This window comes from Actinacidiphila sp. DG2A-62 (genome assembly GCF_035825295.1).
Taxonomy (GTDB): Bacteria; Actinomycetota; Actinomycetes; order Streptomycetales; family Streptomycetaceae; genus Actinacidiphila.
Genome location: NZ_JAYMGI010000002.1, coordinates 6,751,076 through 6,768,647, shown reverse-complemented (window position 1 = coordinate 6,768,647; position 17,572 = coordinate 6,751,076). Strand labels below are relative to the sequence as shown.

Genomic DNA, 17,572 nt, shown 5'->3' with positions numbered 1-17,572 from the left:
GGCGGTCGCGCGTGCGGCATGGGGGGGTGACGCGGTGGCGGACGAGATCGGTGTGGGCACGCTTCTGAGCGGCCGCTACCGGCTGGAGGAGCATCTCGGGGGCGGTGGGTTCGGCCGGGTGTACGCCGCGCTGGACGAGCAGTTGGGCCGCCGGGTGGCGGTCAAGGTGCTCACGCTGCGCGCGGAGTGGGCGGACGGGGAGCGGATCGAGCGGCAGGGGCGGTTCCGCCGGGAGGCCCTCGCGGCGGCGGCGCTGAGTCATCCGAACGTGGCGGTGGTGCACGACACCGGCGAGCACGACGGCCGGCCGTTCATGGTGATGGAGCTGCTGCGCGGCACCGACCTGGGCAGGGTGCTGCTGGACCGCGGCGGGCTGCCGGTCTCCGAGGTGGTCGCCTACGGCGCGCAGATATGCGCCGGGCTGGAGCACGCCCACGAGCACGGCCTGGTGCACCGGGACGTCAAGCCGGAGAATCTCATGGTGCTGCCGGACGGCACGGTGAAGATCCTCGACTTCGGCCTGGTCTCGCAGCGCGACTCAGGGCTGACCCGCTACACCGACCCCAGGGCGGTGATGGGCTCCCCCGCCTACTTCTCCCCCGAGCAGGCGCAGGGCAGGACCGTCACCGCGCGCTCGGACCTCTACGCGGTCGGCTGCGTGCTGTACGCGCTGCTCGCGGAGGGACCGCCCTTCTCCTCCGGCACCTCCCTGGGGCTGGCCTACCTCCATGTGCACGAGGCGCCGGAGCGGATCGAGCGGCGCCGCCCCGACGTGCCGCCGGAACTCGCCGGGCTGATCCACCAGATGCTCGCCAAGGACCCGCGGGACCGGCCCTCGGGCGCGGGCGAGGCCGCGTCCCGGCTGCGCGCCCTGGCGCGGGGCGCCGCTCCCGTGCCGCGCACGCCCACCGCGCTCGACCAGGGCGCGCGGCACCTGGTGTGGTCGCTCCTTGAGGAGGGCGAGGGCCTGCTGACGACGGGCCGCTACGCCGACGCGGAGGGCCGCTACTGGCAGGCCCTGCAGCAGGTCCTGCGGCAGGGCGCACAGGACGATCCGGCGTCCTTCGCCGCGCTCTTCGGCCGGGTGCGCGCTCTGGAGGGCATCAACGGCACGCCCGCGGTGGCGCGCCGCCTGCAGGAGCTGGCGCGGGACACCGCCTCGGCGCTCGGTCCGCAGCACCCGCTGACGCGCTGCGTGGCGTCCTATGCGGCGGCGCGCCCCGCGGCGTGACCTTCGCCATGGCATGACGTGCGCTACGGCATGACGTGCGCTACGGCATGACGCGGATGTTGACGTCGGCGGCGAGGCGGATCTTGTCGCCGGGGCGCAGCGGCGCGCGCTCGCCGGAGCCGAGCCGGTAGCCGTGCACGAAGGTGCCGTTGGTGGAGCCCTCGTCGACGATCCAGGCGGCGCCGTCGAGTTCGACGCCCACGGTGGCGTGCAGGCGCGAGAGGTTGTCGTGGACGGCGAGGAAGCTGACCGCGGGGCACAGCTGCGGCTCGCGGCCCAGCCTGATGTGCTCGCCGAGTTCGACGGCGACGATCTCGCCGCTCGGGAAGCTCAGCCGCAGCGCGCGGCCGGGTGCGTCCCTGCGGGTCTGCTCGGCGCCGCGCAGCGCGCCGGGGATGACGTTGATGATCCGGGTGTGCTCGGATTCGGCGGGGGCGCCGGTCCGGCCGCCCTGGGTGCCGGATGCGCCGGGCCGGCCGGCCACCGCGGGCTCGCCGGCCTCCTCGACCCGCGGCAGCGCGTCGGTCGCGTCCGGGTCGTGGTCGGCCGGGGCGGGTATCAGGGCGAACGGCGCGAAGCACCCCCGGCAGACCAGTTGGCCCGGCCGGGCGCCGGCCGTGCCGCACCCCGGACACGTCCCGTCGCCCGCCTCCGCGCGCATGTCGCCCCCCGGGTCCTTCGCGTCCTTCTGCCGTACCGCCCGGTGTCGCCTCCCGGCCGTACGGAAATCGTATCGACCCGCTGGGCCGGCGGCCGGGCGGCCGGGCGGCCGGCGAGCAGAAGGACGTCAGGGGGCGTGCAGGGGATTGGGCACGGTGCCGTGGACGGCCGCGTGCGGGCGGCTGGCCCGGTCGCGGTAGCCGTCGAGGTGCAGCCGGTTGCGGTTGAGGCACAGCCGGGCGATCCGCGGGGTGAGCAGATCGAAGAGCGCGAACCGTTCCTTCAGTTCGGGAAAGCGGTCCTGGTGGCGCAGGATCTCTTCGCGCACCATCGTCCAGAATTCCTGCTCCGGCACCCCGAGCCGGTGTTCGCACAGCGGCGCGAGATAGCGCAGCACGCCGACGAACAGACCCGAATGGATGAACTGCGGAAGGAAATCGGCGGACTCGGTGAGCAGAACCTCCCGGACGTCGGCGGGCATCGTGCGGTGTTCCGGCAGCACCTGCTCGCAGACGTTCACGTCGTCCACGAAGTCCTTCACCGCCAGTCGCACGGGGACGTCGTGGTCGTCGAAGACCACGATGGCGTTTTCGCCGTGCGGGGAGAACACCGTGCCGTAGCGGTAGAGGAAGTGCAGCAGCGGCGGGAGCAGCGCGGCGAAAAGGTGCCGCAGCCACACCCGGGGTTCGAGGCCCGAACGCTCCACGAGCTCGGCGGTGAAGGACCGCCCCGCCGGATCGGTGTGCAGCAGCGCGGCGAGCGTCCTGGGCCGCTCGCCGGGGTCGAGGTACGCGCCGAGCGGCTCGCGCCAGATGCAGCCTAGCAGTTCGCGGTACTGGTAGGGCACGGTGGGCAGCCGGTCGTACTGCGGGTGGGCGACGGTGACCGAGGCCACCTCGCCGAGCAGGACCACGCGTGTCTCGTCGCGCAGGAACGGGTCGTCGTCGCGCAGCGAGTGGACCCAGGCGGTGACGGCGGGCGCGGCCAGCGTGCGTTCGGTCGGCAGCCCGCGCCACACCAGGGTGTTGAGCACCGACAGCGGGAGTTTGACGGTTCTGCGGTGCGGGCGGCTGGTGTTGAGGAAGGTGCGGACCGACTGCTGGGGCAGTCGGAGGTCGTTGTCAGTGGTGAGGTGGATGATGAGGTCGTCGGCGATCGCGGGCGCGAAGAGCGGGGCGACGACCTGGTCCCACTGCCAGGGGTGCACGGGCAGCAGCAGGTAGTCGGCCGGGTCCCGGTCCCGGTCGGTCACGGCGTGCCGGAAGGTGTCGAGGGTCGCGGGGGCAAGCTCCTGCGCGTAGAGGAGTTCGGGGGTGGTCACGGTGCCGGTGCCGCGGTATTCGGCGAGGTCGCGGTGGACGGCGATCCAGGGCAGCCGGACGGGTCTGCGGGCCTCCGGCGCCCAGCGGGCGGCGTCGGCGTCCGAGAATCCGATACGTCCCTTGTTCGCCACCAGCCAGGGGTGGCCGGTCTGGTGCCCTTCGAGGTCGGCGTAGTCCAGGTCGGCCAGCTCGGCGGCGGTCAGCGCCGAGGCGTCCAGCCTGGTGTCGGCGCGCAGCGTGCTGAGCAGTTCGCGGATCAGGTGACCGGTGGTGTCGCCGCTGAGGCCGAGCACGGTGTCGTGGGCGTGCACGAGGAAGTGCATCGGGTCGCCGGTCGGCTCGATGCTGTCCGCGTCGACCTGCCAGCTGTCGTACGAGCCGCGGCGGGCCCGGAAGCGGTACGTCGTCCGGTCGTCGAGCACGAGCCGGTACGCGTCGGGGCCGGCGGACGGGTCGGGCTCGGGGACGATCACCTCCTCGTACGCGAACTCGGCGAGCATCTTGGCCAGCAGGCGGCGGGCCGCGTGCCGCCAGGCGGCGGAGTCGGACGTCGGGGCGGAGGCGATCACGGTGGGCTCCTGGGACGGGAGGTTCTACAGGCGGTTGCGCAGGGCGCGGTCGCGGATCATCAGCGCCGCGCGTTTCCCGGGCAGGTCCAGCTCCTGGCTGAACCGGAAGCCGGCGGTGAGGAAGGCGGAGACGGAGGGGGTGTTGCGCAGGTCGGGTTCGGCGACGACGCGGGTGCAACCGGGCCGGTTGTCCAGGACCAGGTCGGACACGGCTCGCAGCAGGGTGCCGCCCAGGCCGCGGGCCCGGTCGGCGACGGCGCCGATGAGGAGGTGGACGCCGGTGTCGTGCGGTCGCGCGGGGTAGTGGCGGGCGATCGGGTCGAGGTCGGCCCGGTAGATCTCCCAGTAGCTCATCGGCACGCCGTCGAGGACGCCGAGGCAGGGCACGCTGCGGCCGTCGCCGTCGAGCTGGTCCTTCAGGTGCCGCGCGGTGACGTCCTGTTCGCCGGCCAGCTCCCAGAACTCCGCGACCGCCGGATCGTTCATCCACCTGCTGATCAGGGCGAGGTCCCGGGCGGCCAGCACCGGGACCAGCCGGAAGGTCCCGGCGGCGGTGTCGGCGGCGGGCCAGTCGGCGATCCGGTCCAGCAGCAGGTCGCGGCCGTCGTCGTGGAGTCCGCGGTCCGGTCCTCGGCCGGGGGCGCGGTCGGCGCCGCGGTCGGGCCCGTGCCCCGGTCCGTACGGCGACTTTTCGTGGGCCGGCCCGTCGTCGCCGGGCCCGTCGTGGCGCCGGGTGTCGTCGGACGGCTCCGGGGTCGCCGCGAACAGGGCGACGGCCTCGGCGGGCAGCTTCAGGTCGAGGGTGTCCTCGGCGCCGGAGTCGTCGGGCGTCATCAGGACTCCTCGGCGGCCGGCGCCGTCGGTCGGCCGGTGGGTGCGGCCGTGGCGGCGACCGGGTTGGGGAGGGTGACGTAGACGGACTGGGTGTCGACGGGGCCGACGAGCTCGTCCAGGCCGTGCAACCGGGTCAGCAGGTTGGCTTTGCAGCGCAGTTCGGGTTCGCCGAGCAACCGGCCGGGCAGCCGGGAGCCGTGCCCGTCCGCCGTGGCCAGGAAGCGGCGGAAGGCGGCGAGCAGCACCTCCTCCGCGGCCAGTTGCTGGGAGCCGAAGGCGCCGATCAGGCCGAGCACGTTGTTGATGCCGAGGTAGTAGGCGAAGCGCTCGTCGGCGACCTCGTCGGGGACGAAGGTGTCGCTGGCCGATCCGATGCCGGGCAGCCGGCGTTCCAGGTCGGCGCGGCGGGATTCGCGGAAGTAGTAGCCCTGGTTGTCGCGGTAGCGGCCGCCGCGGGGCCAGCCGTCGGCGTCCAGCAGCACCAGGGTGTTCTGCTGGTGGGCCTCCAGCGCGACGCCCGCGTGGCCGTCGAGCCACAGCACCGGCCGCACCACGGTGTCGAGGTAGCGCAGGAACCACTCGGTGGCCACGGCGGTGGTCCGACGGCCGGTGCGGGCGGCGAGCCGGTCGACCAGCACGGCCAGCAGCGAGCGCATCTCCGCGGCGGGCCGGCCCGGCCAGGGGCGCGGCGAGGTGAGCCCCGCGACGCAGTGCGCCTGATCCCCCGGGCCGAACGGGTTGTGCCGGAGCACCACGTCCAGGCCCGGCACCGGCCGGCCCTCGGGGGTGTCGACGCCGAGCCAGGCGGGATCGCGCACGATGTCGAAGCCGGGGTGGGCGGCGTGCCACTGCGCGGCGAGCCCGCTGCGCAGCAGCCGGTGCACCTCCGTGCCGCGGCGCAGCTCCTTGCGGAGGTTCTCGCGCCGGGAGTTGGTGATCCGCAGGCCGAGCGAGAGCTTCAGCATGGCGGGGGCGTCCGGCCGGTAGACGGTGCGCACGGAGGACGTGGCGTACCAGGGCTCGCCCTGCGGGCCGAGGTCGTGCAGCAGCCCGGCCTCGAACAGCGCGCGCACGCCGGGCCGGTGCCGGATGTCGCGGGCCTGCCACGGGTGCAGCGGCAGGGGCGCGGCGCCTTCCGGCAGCCGCAGCCCGGCCCCGGCGAGTCCGGCGAGCAGCGCGGTGGCCTGGATCGGCCGGCCGCGTTCGGTCCAGGCGGAGTCGCAGGCGAGGACGGACGGGTGCACGGCCAGCCAGTGCAGGGGGAAGCGTCCGCGCAGTTCGGGCGAGTAGGCGGCGTTCTCGGCATCGGACAGGCCCTCGCGGCCCTTGGGCGCGGGGTGCATCGGGTGCCCGAGCAGCAAGGCCTGCTCGGAGTCGAGGAACGGCAGTTCCGGCTCCGCCGGGCCCGGCCGTTCGCGCCGCTCGGCGACGAACATCGCGGTGCGCCGCACCGAGTCCGCGACGCGCGCGACGAGGTCGGCGGCGTCCGCGCCGTCACCACCGGCCTCGCGCGCGAGCAGCGCGGCCAGTTCGACGGCGCTCAGCGCCCGCGCGGGTCCGGCGGCGCGGCCGTCGAGGTCGGCGGAGCCCGGGTGAAACGGCGCGTCCTCCGGCGCGCAGGCGGCGGTCGATGCGCCGGGGTGGCCCGCTGCGGGACCGGGCGCGCCGCCGGAGGCCGACACGGGCGCGGCGGGCCTGCCCGTGGCGGTCGGGGGTCCGGCGGGCCCGGCCGATCCGCCGTCGGGTCCGGCACCGGGCGGCGGGACTGCCACGGCGGCGGTGGGGACGTTCCCGGATACGGCGGCGCCCGGCGCGGGGTCGGGCAGCGGCGCGCGTTCGGGAACGTCCGGGCGCGTCGGTACCGCCGCGGAGGCGGTGGTCACGGGGTCGGGCACGCTGCCCGGCGCCGGGGTGGCGGGCGCGGCGTCGACCGGGGCGGGGTCTGCCGGAGCGTCGATCGGGGCGGAGCCTGCCGGAGCGGGGGCCGCCGGGGGGGCGATCGGGATCGGCGGCGCGGCCGGGGCCGGGGCCGGTGCCGCAGCCGGGGTCGGCGCCGGGGCCGGAGGTTCCGCGGCGATGTGGACCGGGCCGAAGCGGTGGTGGCCGGTGGGCGACCAGTGGTGGACCGGCGCCCAGGCACAGGTGCCGGACGCGGGGAGGGCGAGGCGCAGCACGGCGTCGGCCGGCCGGGGCGCGCCCGTCTCGCGGGTCCAGCAGCGCAGCAGCGCCTCGGCCCCCGCCGCGTCCGCGACGTGGTACGCCGCGTCGCGTGCCGCGCGCCCGACCGGTCGTGCGCTCTCAGCCGCCGACAGGGCCGCCGCGGCCTCTGCCGACGAGACCGCTCCGGCGCCCGCCGGCGCGAGCGCACCTGCGGCGGCCGTGAACTCCGGCAGCTCCGGCGCGCTGTCGAGCGCGCGCTCGACGGTGCGCTGCGGCGGAACGACGCCCTCGGGCGCCGCGTCCCCGGAGCCCGCGCCTTCCCCGCCGTCCCGCGCCGCGGCGTTCGCCACCCCGCCGTCCGGTGCGACTCCCCCGGTCTCCCGGAGCGTTCCGCCCGCGCCGAGCGCGTCCGGGCCGCGGTCGCGCTCCTCGCGGGCCCGCGGGTCGGCGTCGCGTCCCGTGTCGGCGTCGACCCGGGTCGGCCGTGGTTCTGGTGTGGTCATGCCGGGGCTCCCCTGGTCGGTTCGGCCGGACGGCCTGGTGTGGTGGCCGACGACGCCTGACCGGCGCCGGCCTGGGCGCGCAGCGGGGCGCGGGGGCCGCCGGAGGCGACGACCACGGAAGGGCGCGGCGGGGGCGGTCCCGCGGGTCCGTCGGCCTCGGCCGCCCACGCCGCCTCGACCGCCGACGCGAGCCGGTCGAGGACCGCGTCGGCCTGCTCGTCGGTGATGGTCAGCGGCGGCAGCAGCCGGACCACCGCGGAGTGCCTGCCGCCGAGTTCGACGATCAGACCGCGGCGGAGCGCCTCCTGCTGGACGCGGGCCGCCAGGCGCGGCGCGGCCGGCAGCGCGCCCGCGTCGTCGGGCTCGCCGCCGGGGTCCACGAGTTCCACCCCGATCATCAGACCGCGTCCGCGCACATCGCCCACGCAGGCGTGGTCCGCGGCCAGTTCGCGCAGCCGCCCGAGCATCCGCGCGCCGACCTCCTCCGCGCGCTCGTGCAGGGCGTTGCGCAGGACGTACCGCAAGGTGGCGGCGCCCGCGGCCATGGCGAGCTGGTTGCCGCGGAAGGTCCCGGCGTGGGCGCCGGGCCGCCACACGTCGAGTTCCTCGTGGTAGACGATCACCGCGAGCGGGAGGCTGCCGCCGATCGCTTTGGAGAGCACCATGACGTCGGGCACGATCCCGCTGCGCTCCACCGCCCAGAAGGTGCCCGTGCGGCCCACGCCGGTCTGCACCTCGTCGGCGATCAGCGGGATGCCGCGGTCGGCGGTGATCTCCCGCATGCGCCGCATCCAGGCGTCCGGCGCGGGGATCACCCCGCCCTCGCCCTGGACCGGTTCCAGCAGCATCGCGGCCGGCGGCTGGACGCCGCCCTTGGGGTCGTCCAGCAGGTGCTCGGTCCAGCGTGCCGCCAGCCGGGCGCCGCGCTCGCCGCCGACGCCGAACGGGCAGCGGTAGTCGTACGGGTACGGCAGGCGGGTGACGCCGGCGTCGCCCGCGCCGACCGTGGCGCGCAGGGAGACGTCACCCGTGGCGGCGAGCGCGGCGGCGGTCATGCCGTGGTAGGCGCCGGAGAACGCGAGCAGCCCGGCGCGGCCGGTGGCGGTCCTGACCAGCTTCACGGCCGCCTCGACCGCGTCGGTGCCGGCCGGCCCGCAGAACTGGACGCGGCCGTGCGCGGCCAGTTCGGGCGGCAGCGTCTCGAACAGCGCGGTGGTGAACTCGTCCTTCAGCGGCGTGGCGAGGTCGAGGACGTGCAGCGGCGCGCCGGAGTCCAGGACGCCTCTGATCGCCTCCAGCACCACCGGGTGGTTGTGGCCGAGCGCGAGCGTGCCGGCGCCGGACAGGCAGTCCAGGTAGCGGCGGCCGTCGGCGCCCTCCACCGTCATCCCCCGGGCCCGTACCGGCACCACCGGCAGGGACCTGGCGTAGGTGCGTGCCGCGGACTCCCGCTGGGCCTGGCGGCGCAGGATCGCCTCATCCGCGGCGGTGTCGCCGGCCGCTGCCGCCGGTCCGCCCGGCGTCCCGGAATTCGCCGCCACGTGTTCTCCCTTGCGCTCGCGTCCCGTCGCCTCGTCCCCCGTCCGTACTAACGACGGTGTGACGAACCGATCACGGTCGGTCGCCAGACTTTCCGTACGGAACCGGGCGCGGTCCGTCCGCCGTCCCTGGAACCGACGGTCGAGCATGCAGCCAGGGGGGACACGACCATGCGGGCCACGCCATCCATCCGCAGACGCCCGAGGCGACCCGGCACGGCGGCCGCAGGAGCCGCGGCAGAAGGGGCCGCGCGAGCCGGCGCCGGACCGGCACACGGGCTGCCGTGCGCCCCGTCACGCACGCCTCGACCGCGCCGGCCGCGACCGTCGCCGCGCTGCTCCTCGCCGGCACGCTGACCGGCTGCGGGTCCTCCGGGGGCAGCTCCGGCCCCGCCGCCGACGGGCCGCCGGCGAGCGCCTCGCACGGCGGGCACGCCGGCCTGCCGAAGCTGCCGACCTCCTTCCCGACCAGCGCCGAGGACCTGAAGATGTGGGAGCGGGCGTACCGCGACGGCGGCTGGCGCGACTGGGACCGGACGACGTGGCTGCGCAAGGCGAAGGACTTCGTCAACCCGGTGATCGAGGGGCTGTGGAGCGACGACCGGATGCGCGCGGCGGACCAGAGCGACAAGCAGGTGGCCGCCGACGTGCCGGCCGACCGCGGCAGGACCGACCCGCAGCCGGCGCCCGTGCGGGCGCGGCCGGTGACGCCGCCGTACCACACCAACGCAGCCGCGGTGGGAAAGCTGTTCTTCGACGGCCCGCAGGGGCCGCTGGTCTGCTCGGCGACGATCGTCGAAAACCCGGCGCACCCCGGGAAGTCCGATCTGGTGTGGACGGCCGGGCACTGTGTGCACGCGGGCAAGGACGGCGGCTGGTACCGCAACATCGCCTTCGTGCCGGACTACAACGACGCCGGGCTGAGCGCCGATCAGCTCAAGGGCGCCTCCCGGGACCGGCTCGCGCCCTACGGGGTGTTCTGGGCGGACTGGGCGAGCACTTCGGACCAGTGGATCTCCGGCGGATCGGCCGAGGGGGGCAACGGCTCGGCGTACGACTTCGCGGTGCTCCACGTGGTGCCGGAGAAGGGCGGCAGGTCCCTGCAGGAGACGGTCGGCGCGGCAATGCCGGTGTGGTTCGACGCTCCGTCGGTCACCCGGATCGACACCATGGGCGCGTGGGGCTATCCGGCCGCCGAGCCGTACGACGGCCAGCGGATGTACGCGTGCGTCGGCCGGCCCGGGCGGCTGTCGCTGGACGCGGACGCCCCTGGGGAGTACCGCATCGGGTGCACGATGACCGGCGGCGCGTCCGGCGGCGGCTGGTTCACCTCACGGCCGGACGGCACGACCGCGCTGGTCAGCAACACCTCGATCGGCCCGCAGACCGACATCTGGGTGGCCGGTCCGCGGCTCGGCGCCCAGGCGCAGCAGGTCTTCGACGATGTGAGCAACCGCTTCCGCTGAATCGGCGGCGGCGGTTTCGCGGTCGCACGCGCCGGCAGCGGACCCGGTTCCGACACGTGTAAGGACCGGCCTCCGGGGAGGCCGGTCCTTACACGGTGTCTTTCAGCGCCGGGCTCGTTCAGTGCCGGGCTCGTTCAGTGCCGGGCCACCAGGGTGAACGGCGCGAGTTCCGCCGCCAGTTCCTCGTGGACGCGCACCCGAAGCAGCGTGCCCTCGCCGGTGTGCTCCTCGGACAGCACCTCGCCGCCCGCGTGCACGCGGGACACCAGGCCGCCGTGGGTGTACGGCACCAGGGCCTCCACCTCGACGTCCGGCCGCGGCAGTTCGTCGTCGATCAGCTCCAGCAGCTCGTCGATGCCCATGCCGCTGCGGGCCGAGACGGCGATGGCGTGCTTCTCGTTGCGCAGCAGCCGCTGCAGCACCAGCGGATCGGCGGCATCGGCCTTGTTGACCACCACGATCTCCGGCACGTCGAGCGCGCCGACGTCGCGGAACACCTCGCGGACCGCGGCCAGCTGCTCCTCCGGCACCGGGTGGGAACCGTCCACCACGTGCAGGATCAGGTCGGCGTCGGCCACCTCCTCCATGGTCGAGCGGAACGCCTCGACCAGGTGGTGCGGCAGATGCCGGACGAAGCCCACGGTGTCGGCCAGCGTGTAGAGCCGGCCGCCGGCGTCTCGGCGCGGCGCACCGTCGGGTCCAGGGTGGCGAACAGCGCGTTCTCCACCAGGACGCCGGCGCCGGTGAGCCGGTTGAGCAGCGAGGACTTGCCCGCGTTGGTGTAACCGGCGATCGCCACCGACGGCACCTTGCGGCGCTTGCGCTCCTGGCGCTTCAGATCGCGGCTGGTCTTCATCTCCGCGATCTCCCGGCGCATCTTGGCCATCTTCTCGCGGATGCGCCGCCGGTCGGTCTCGATCTTGGTCTCACCGGGACCACGCGTGGCCATGCCGCCGCCCGAGGAGCCGGAGCCGCCACCGCCCATCTGCCGGGACAGCGACTGGCCCCAGCCGCGCAGCCTGGGCAGCATGTACTGCATCTGCGCCAGGGACACCTGCGCCTTGCCCTCGCGGGACTTGGCGTGCTGCGCGAAGATGTCGAGGATCAGGGCGGTCCGGTCGACCACCTTGACCTTGACGACGTCCTCCAGGTGGATGAGCTGGCCGGGGCTCAGCTCACCGTCGCACACCACGGTGTCGGCACCGGTCTCCACGACGATGTCGCGCAGCTCGTGCGCCTTGCCGGAGCCGATGTACGTGGCGGGGTCCGGCTTGTCACGGCGCTGGGTCACGCCGTCGAGCACCAGCGCGCCCGCGGTCTCGGCGAGGGCGGCGAGCTCCGCCAGGGAGTTCTCCGCGTCTTCCACGGTGCCGGAGGTCCAGACGCCGACGAGCACCACGCGCTCCAGTCGGAGCTGGCGGTACTCGACCTCGGTGACGTCCTCGAGTTCGGTGGAGAGGCCGACCACGCGGCGCAGCGAGGCGCGGTCGTCGCGGTCCAGCTGCTCGCCGTCCCGCTCCCCGTCGATCTCATGACTCCAGGCGACGTCCTCTTCCATCAGGGCGTCGGCCCGAAGGCTCTCGGGGAGGCGCTGGCGGCTCTGGGAAGAGGATGAAGTGAAGGAGGTCATTGGGTCCTTTGGTCGTACGGTCAGGAAATCGCGGGCTCGGCGAGCGCTCGCGCGGTTGCACGGAACGCATCCGCGCCGACACCGACGATGGTCGCACGCCGGACGGTGCGGGTCACGCGACTTTCACGCTCTACAACGGCCGGCGCCGCCCCGGAATTCCGCACCCGGCCTGACCTGGGCGGGAGCGGACCCCGGCCGATTCAGTCGCGGGCCGCGCCCGTGACGGCCGGCTGCGCGCGGTACACGTCGTAGACGCCCGGCACCGCCCGCATCGCCCGCATCAGCGCGGACAGCGCCCGCGGATCGGGCAGCTCGACGGTGTACGTGTGCCGGACCCGGTGCTCCTGCGGCGGCTCGACGGCGGCGGAGACGATGCCGAGGCCCTGGGAGGCGATCACCTCGGTGAGGTCGGCGAGCAGCCGGGGGCGGCTGAGCGCCTCGGCCAGCACGGTGGCGCGGTAGCCGCCGGGCGCGGCGCCGTCGCGCCAGCGGACCGGCACGGGGGTGCGCCCGGTCGCGGCCATGCGGGCGGCCGTCGGGCACTCGGTGCGGTGGACGGCGACGGTGCCGCCGCGGATGACGAAGCCGGTGATTCCGTCCGGCGGCACCGGCGTACAACAGCGGGCGAGGCGCACCGGGGCGCCGGGCAGGTCGGTGAGCGCCACCGGCTCGGAGTCCGCACCCTGATGGTCGTGGTCCTCGTGACCGCGGTGGCCGCGGCGGCCCTCGTGACCCCCGTGACCTTCATGGTCGCCGGCGCCCGCGGCGCGCACCGGCCGTTCCCGCCGCGCCCGCGCGGCGGCGGCGAGGCCGCGGCCCCGGCGCCCGCCGGACTCAGCGGACCGGCCGTCCGCCGCGTCGCCGTCGTCCTGCGCCGCGGAGGCGGGGTGCTGGGCCAGCCAGCGGCTGATCGCGATGCGGGCGGCCGGCGTGGCGGCGTGCTCCAGCCAGGCCGGGTCAGGACCCGAGTCGGCCGGGTCCTCGGCGCCCTCGGGACCCTCCGCGCCACCGGTGTCGTCCATCAGCAGGTGCAGGGTGTCGCCGTCGCGCAGCCGGGTGCCCAGGGGCGCGAGCCGGCCGTTGACACGCACCCCGACGCAGGCGTGCGCGGCCTCGCCGTGCACCGCGTAGGCGGCGTCGATGCAGCTGGCCCCGGCGGGCAGCCGGATGGTGCCGGAGCTGTCGCCGTCCTGGTCGGTGAAGACGGTGATCTCGCGGTCCTGGGCGAGGTCGTCGCGCAGCGCGGTCCAGAAGGTGTCGGTGTCGGGTGCGGCCCGCTGCCACTCCAGCAGCCGGGCCAGCCAGCCGGGCTGCGTGGGGTCCAGACGCTCGCCCTCGGCCGCCGCGGAGCGCTCCGCGGCCCGGGACGCCTCACCCGCCGCATGCGGGTCGCCCAGGGCGATGACGCCCGCCTCGGCGACCCTGTGCATCCGCCGGGTGCGCACCAGAACCTCCGCAATGCGGCCCTCGGAGTCGGCGACGGCCGTGTGCAGGGACTGGTACAGGTTGAACTTGGGAGCCGCGATGAAGTCCTTGAACTCGGCGATCACCGGCACGAAGCAGGTGTGCAGCTCACCGAGCACGGCGTAGCAGTCGGCGTCCTCGGCGACCAGCACCAGCAGCCGGCCGAAGTCGCAGCCGCCGGGCTCGGCGCCGCGCTTGAGCATCAGGCGGTGCACCGAGACCGCGTGCCGGGGCCTGATGGCCACCTCGGCGGCGATGCCGGCGTCCCGCAGCACCGTGCGCACGTCGGCGGCGACGGCCGCCAGCGGGTCCGGCCGGGCGGCGTGCGCCTCGATCATGGCGCGGGTGCCGGCGTACTCCTCGGGGTGAAGGATCGCGAAGACCAGGTCCTCCAGCTCGCTCTTGAGCGCCTGGACGCCGAGCCGCTCGGCGAGCGGGATCAGCACATCGCGGGTCACCTTGGCGATCCTGACCTGCTTCTCCGGCCGCATGACGCCGAGCGTGCGCACATTGTGCAGCCGGTCGGCGAGTTTGATCGACATCACCCGCACGTCGCTGCCCGCGGCGACCAGCATCTTGCGGAAGGTCTCCGGCTCGGCGGCGGCGCCGTAGTCGACCTTCTCCAGCTTGGTGACACCGTCGACGAGGTGGGCGACCTCCGCGCCGAACTCCCGCCGCACCTGATCCAGGGTCACGTCGGTGTCCTCGACGGTGTCGTGGAGCAGCGACGCGGTCAGGGTGGTGGTCTCCGCGCCGAGTTCGGCCAGGATCAGGGTGACGGCGAGCGGGTGCGTGATGTAGGGCTCGCCGCTCTTGCGCATCTGGCCGCGGTGCGAGGACTCGGCGAGCAGATACGCCTTGCGCAGCCGCTCGATCGCGGCGGGCCCGGCCTCGGGATGTCGGGAGTGGTGCACCTTGATCAGGTGCTCGATGGCGTCGGGATGCCGGTTGCCTCCGCCCGATCCGAGCAGGGCGACCCGGCTCAGCCTGCGCAGGTCGATCCGGCGCAGGCCCCGCCTGCGGTCGTCCGCGGCGCCTGGCGCCCGCACCGCGTCCTGTGCGCTCATCGGCCCTCCGGCAGCGTGGACCGGCTGCGGGAGCCCTCCACGCCCCGTGGGGCCGCGCCGGTGCTTGATGCTACCGAGCCCACCACGAGCGGCTGTCGCGCTCTCGCCGAGAGTGATTCCCGTCACCCGTTCGAGGGATGCCGGAGGGAACGACCTGCCCCCATACGCCCGATTCCCGCCACCCGCGAACGGGGGTAGGCCGCAGGGGTGACGGTCGGTCTGACTCCGCTACGGCGAAGGGCGTTCGGGTGTCCGGCGGGCAGGGAGATGGGCCCGTTCACGGCGTCGACCCGTCACGGCGTCGGCTCCCGCGACGCCGGTTCCACGGCGGGGCCTTCCACGGCGACGCCGGTTCCACGGCGGCGCCCTGCGGGCCTCAGCGTGCCGCCTCCAGCCACTCCCGGTCCACCGTGCCCTCGGCCACGATGACCGCGGGACCGGTCATCTCCACGTCGCCGTCGGGACGTTCGGTGATGACCAGGCGTCCGCCGGGGACGTCCACGGTGTACGTGACGGGCCTGGCGACCGCCGGGTCCAGGCCGTCGCGGCGCGCGGCGGCGACCATCACCGCGCAGGCGCCGGTGCCGCAGGAGCGGGTCTCGCCGGAGCCGCGCTCGTGCACGCGCAGCGCGACGTGGCCGGGGCCGCGGTCGACGACGAACTCCACGTTCGTACCGCGCGGGTAGGACGAGGCGGGGCTGACCACGGGGGCGCGCAGCAGATCGCCCGCGTCGTCCAGGGCGGCGACGAAGGCGACCGCGTGGGGGTTGCCCATGTCCACGTGGACCGCGGGCCAGCTCCGGTCGCCGACGGCCACGGCCACCGTGCCGCCGGGCAGGGCGGCGCGCCCCATGTGCACGGTGATGTCGCCGGGGGCGCCGTCCTCGGCGTCCTTGGCGATGTGCACCCGGCGGACTCCGGCGCGGGTGGCGACCGCGAGGTCGCCGGGCCCGGCGTGGCCGGCCCGCTGGAGGTAGCGGGCGAAGACCCGGACGCCGTTCCCGCACATCTCGGCGATGCTGCCGTCGCTGTTGCGGTAGTCCATGAACCACTCGGCCTCCGCGGCCATCGCCGCGGCCTCCGGGTGCGCGGCGGAGCGGACGACGCGCAGCACGCCGTCGCCCCCGATGCCGGCCCTGCGGTCGCACAGGCGGACCACGTCGGCCGCGGACAGCTCGATCCGGCCGTCCGGGTCGGGGACGATCACGAAGTCGTTCTCGGTGCCGTGCCCCTTGAGGAAGGCGAGGGGGCCCAGGGGCGCGGGGCCGTGGTGCGTGTCGGTCACGTGTCCGATCGTACGCGGTACCTGCGACAGCGGCCCGCCGCGGCCGGGCGCCTCGCGACGGCGGCCCGGCGCGGCGGCGCCACCCGCGTCGCCCCCTCGGCACAGGCCAGCAATCCCGCGTCGCCTGCCCAGCACGGGCGGGCAATCCCGCGTCGCTCCCTCGGCGCAGGCCAGCAATCCCGCGTCGCCCGCTCAGCGCAGCCGCGCGACCCGCCACACCGCGAGCACCGCGACGAGCGCGATCAGCACCGCGTAGCCCGCCACGAAGCGCCAGTCCGGGCGCGCGCCCGAGCCGCGGGAGGGCAGTCCCGGCCAGGTCTGGCCGAGCCGGCGGGCGGCCATCAGACCCCATCCGGCCGCGCAGCAGCACAGCAGCAGGCCGAGCATGGCCACCACGGGGCCCGCGTCGCCGGACTCGAAGGCCAGCGGGAAGGCGAACATCAGCGAGCCGCCGACGGCCAGCGCGGTGATCGGCGCGAGCTGCCAGATCCTCAGCCGCCGGGCGGGGCGCAGCTCCCTGAAGGACTCGCCGTCCTCGATCGGCGGCAGCTCCTCGGCGGACCCGAGCGGCTCAAGTCGCCCGAGGGGGTCGAGTGACTCCAGAGACTCCAACGAGCCCAGGGGCTCCCCCGGTTCCAGGGGTTCGAGTCGATCGCCCGGGTCCTCGGACTCCATCGCGTCCATGGACTCGCGCGGGCCGCGGGACTCCGGGACGCGTCCCTCCCGCGGTTCGCGCGCGGCGCCGGAGTCCGCGGCGGTGTCGCGTCCGTGGGGTGTGTCGCGCGGGCCGGCTGCCATTGCCACGCGCCCTCCCAAGTCTCCGACACCGTAGCTCGATGCTCGATGATGGCACGGTCGCGGGCGTGCTCCGGGACGCCGGGGCGTCCCGATGCCATCACGTGATCAGGCTGTGACCGCTTTTCGGAGCTTGTCCGACCAACGCCAGGGACTGTTCGGTGAGTTCCCCGCCCCGCGCGGAGAGCCAGTGCACCCGCGGGTCGCGCCGGAACCACGAGTCCTGACGGCGCGCGAAGCGCTTGGTGGCGCGTACGGTCTCGGCGCGCGCCTCGTCCAGGCCGCACTCGCCCGCGAGCGCGGCCAGCACCTGCTGGTAGCCCAGCGCGCGGGAGGCGGTGAGGCCCTCGCGCAGTCCGGCGGATTCGAGGGCGCGCACCTCCTCCACCAGCCCGGCCTGCCACATCCGGTCCACCCGCAGGGCGATCCGCTCGTCCAGTTCGGGGCGCGGCACGTCCACGCCGATCGTCACGGTGTCGTAGAAGGACTCGTGGCCCGGCAGGTTGGCGGTGAAGGGCCGTCCGGTGATCTCGACCACCTCCAGCGCGCGGACGATCCGTCGGCCGTTGCCGGGCAGGATCGCGCGGGCGGCCTCGGGGTCCACCGCGGCGAGCCGGGCGTGCAGCGCGCCGGACCCGAGGGTCTCCAGTTCGGCCTCCAGGCGGGCCCGCACGGCGGGGTCGGTGCCCGGGAACTCCATCACGTCGAGCGCGGCCCGCACGTAGAGCCCGGAGCCGCCCACCAGGACGGGCACCCGTCCCTCGGCGTGCAGCCGGTCGATCTCGGCCCTGGCCATTCGCTGGTAGTCGGCGACGCTCGCGGTCTCGGTGACGTCCCAGACGTCGAGCAGGTGGTGCGGGACGCCGCCGCGCTCGGCGGGCGTGAGTTTGGCGGTGCCGATGTCCATGCCGCGGTAGAGCTGCATGGAGTCGGCGTTGACCACGTCGCCGCCGAGCCGCCGGGCCAGCGCGACCCCCAGGTCGGACTTCCCGGCCGCGGTGGGGCCGACGACGGCGATGACACGGTTCTTCACTCCCCCAGTGTCCCA

At 75.1% G+C, this 17,572-nt stretch carries 11 protein-coding genes and 1 pseudogene; 2 read left to right on the top strand and 10 right to left on the bottom strand.

Going from position 1 to position 17,572, the window contains the following annotated elements; all coding sequences use genetic code 11:
* Positions 1 to 34 precede the first annotated feature (34 nt).
* Positions 35 to 1,231 (top strand): serine/threonine-protein kinase, encoded by a 1,197-nt coding sequence (locus tag VSR01_RS30365; RefSeq protein ID WP_326452222.1) that lies wholly within the window; start codon positions 35 to 37, stop codon positions 1,229 to 1,231.
* Positions 1,232 to 1,271: 40 nt separating this feature from the next.
* Here the strand turns inward: VSR01_RS30365 and VSR01_RS30360 are convergent, their stop codons facing one another.
* From VSR01_RS30360 to VSR01_RS30340, 5 genes are all read right to left on the bottom strand, one after another.
* On the bottom strand, positions 1,272 to 1,892 hold the full coding sequence (locus VSR01_RS30360) for an FHA domain-containing protein (RefSeq protein ID WP_326452221.1): 621 nt from the start codon (positions 1,890 to 1,892) through the stop codon (positions 1,272 to 1,274).
* A gap of 126 nt (positions 1,893 to 2,018) precedes the next feature.
* A complete protein-coding gene (locus VSR01_RS30355; RefSeq protein ID WP_326452220.1) occupies positions 2,019 to 3,782 on the bottom strand; it encodes an IucA/IucC family protein in 1,764 nt (587 codons plus the stop codon).
* 24 nt (positions 3,783 to 3,806) lie between these two features.
* Entirely contained in the window at positions 3,807 to 4,616 is an 810-nt protein-coding gene (locus VSR01_RS30350) for a GNAT family N-acetyltransferase (protein WP_326452219.1), read from the bottom strand.
* On the bottom strand, positions 4,616 to 6,574 hold the full coding sequence (locus tag VSR01_RS30345; protein ID WP_442785723.1) for an IucA/IucC family protein: 1,959 nt from the start codon (positions 6,572 to 6,574) through the stop codon (positions 4,616 to 4,618). Before VSR01_RS30345 ends, VSR01_RS30350 begins: the two co-directional genes overlap by 1 nt.
* A gap of 701 nt (positions 6,575 to 7,275) precedes the next feature.
* Positions 7,276 to 8,820 (bottom strand): diaminobutyrate--2-oxoglutarate transaminase, encoded by a 1,545-nt coding sequence (locus VSR01_RS30340; protein WP_326452218.1) that lies wholly within the window; start codon positions 8,818 to 8,820, stop codon positions 7,276 to 7,278.
* Between the two features lie 281 nt (positions 8,821 to 9,101).
* On the opposite strand from VSR01_RS30340, the gene VSR01_RS30335 reads away from it, so the two are divergent.
* The gene (locus VSR01_RS30335) at positions 9,102 to 10,283 is read left to right on the top strand and encodes a trypsin-like serine peptidase (RefSeq protein ID WP_326452217.1); all 1,182 of its coding nucleotides are present in this window, start codon (positions 9,102 to 9,104) and stop codon (positions 10,281 to 10,283) included.
* 134 nt (positions 10,284 to 10,417) lie between these two features.
* Here VSR01_RS30335 and hflX read toward each other — a convergent pair.
* From hflX to miaA, 5 genes and pseudogenes are all read right to left on the bottom strand, one after another.
* Positions 10,418 to 11,913: pseudogene (gene hflX / locus VSR01_RS30330) on the bottom strand (GTPase HflX).
* 200 nt (positions 11,914 to 12,113) lie between these two features.
* Positions 12,114 to 14,444, bottom strand: coding sequence for a RelA/SpoT family protein (locus tag VSR01_RS30325; protein WP_326452216.1), 2,331 nt, complete (start codon positions 14,442 to 14,444; stop codon positions 12,114 to 12,116).
* A 376-nt stretch (positions 14,445 to 14,820) separates the two neighbouring features.
* A complete protein-coding gene (dapF, locus tag VSR01_RS30320) occupies positions 14,821 to 15,729 on the bottom strand; it encodes a diaminopimelate epimerase (RefSeq protein WP_326452215.1) in 909 nt (302 codons plus the stop codon).
* Between the two features lie 192 nt (positions 15,730 to 15,921).
* Complete coding sequence (locus VSR01_RS30315) at positions 15,922 to 16,527, bottom strand: hypothetical protein (RefSeq protein WP_326453901.1); 606 nt, start codon at positions 16,525 to 16,527, stop codon at positions 15,922 to 15,924.
* 97 nt (positions 16,528 to 16,624) lie between these two features.
* Entirely contained in the window at positions 16,625 to 17,557 is a 933-nt protein-coding gene (gene miaA, locus VSR01_RS30310) for a tRNA (adenosine(37)-N6)-dimethylallyltransferase MiaA (protein WP_326452214.1), read from the bottom strand.
* Between the last annotated feature and the right edge of the window lie 15 nt (positions 17,558 to 17,572).

What these genes read in the sequence shown, in the direction of transcription:
- VSR01_RS30360 (WP_326452221.1), bottom strand. Translation starts at nt 1,892, where the DNA reads ATGCGCGCGGAGGCGGGCGACGGGACGTGTCCGGGGTGCGGCACGGCC.
- VSR01_RS30350 (WP_326452219.1), bottom strand. Translation starts at nt 4,616, where the DNA reads ATGACGCCCGACGACTCCGGCGCCGAGGACACCCTCGACCTGAAGCTG.
- VSR01_RS30325 (WP_326452216.1), bottom strand. Translation starts at nt 14,444, where the DNA reads ATGAGCGCACAGGACGCGGTGCGGGCGCCAGGCGCCGCGGACGACCGC.
- VSR01_RS30315 (WP_326453901.1), bottom strand. Translation starts at nt 16,527, where the DNA reads ATGGCAGCCGGCCCGCGCGACACACCCCACGGACGCGACACCGCCGCG.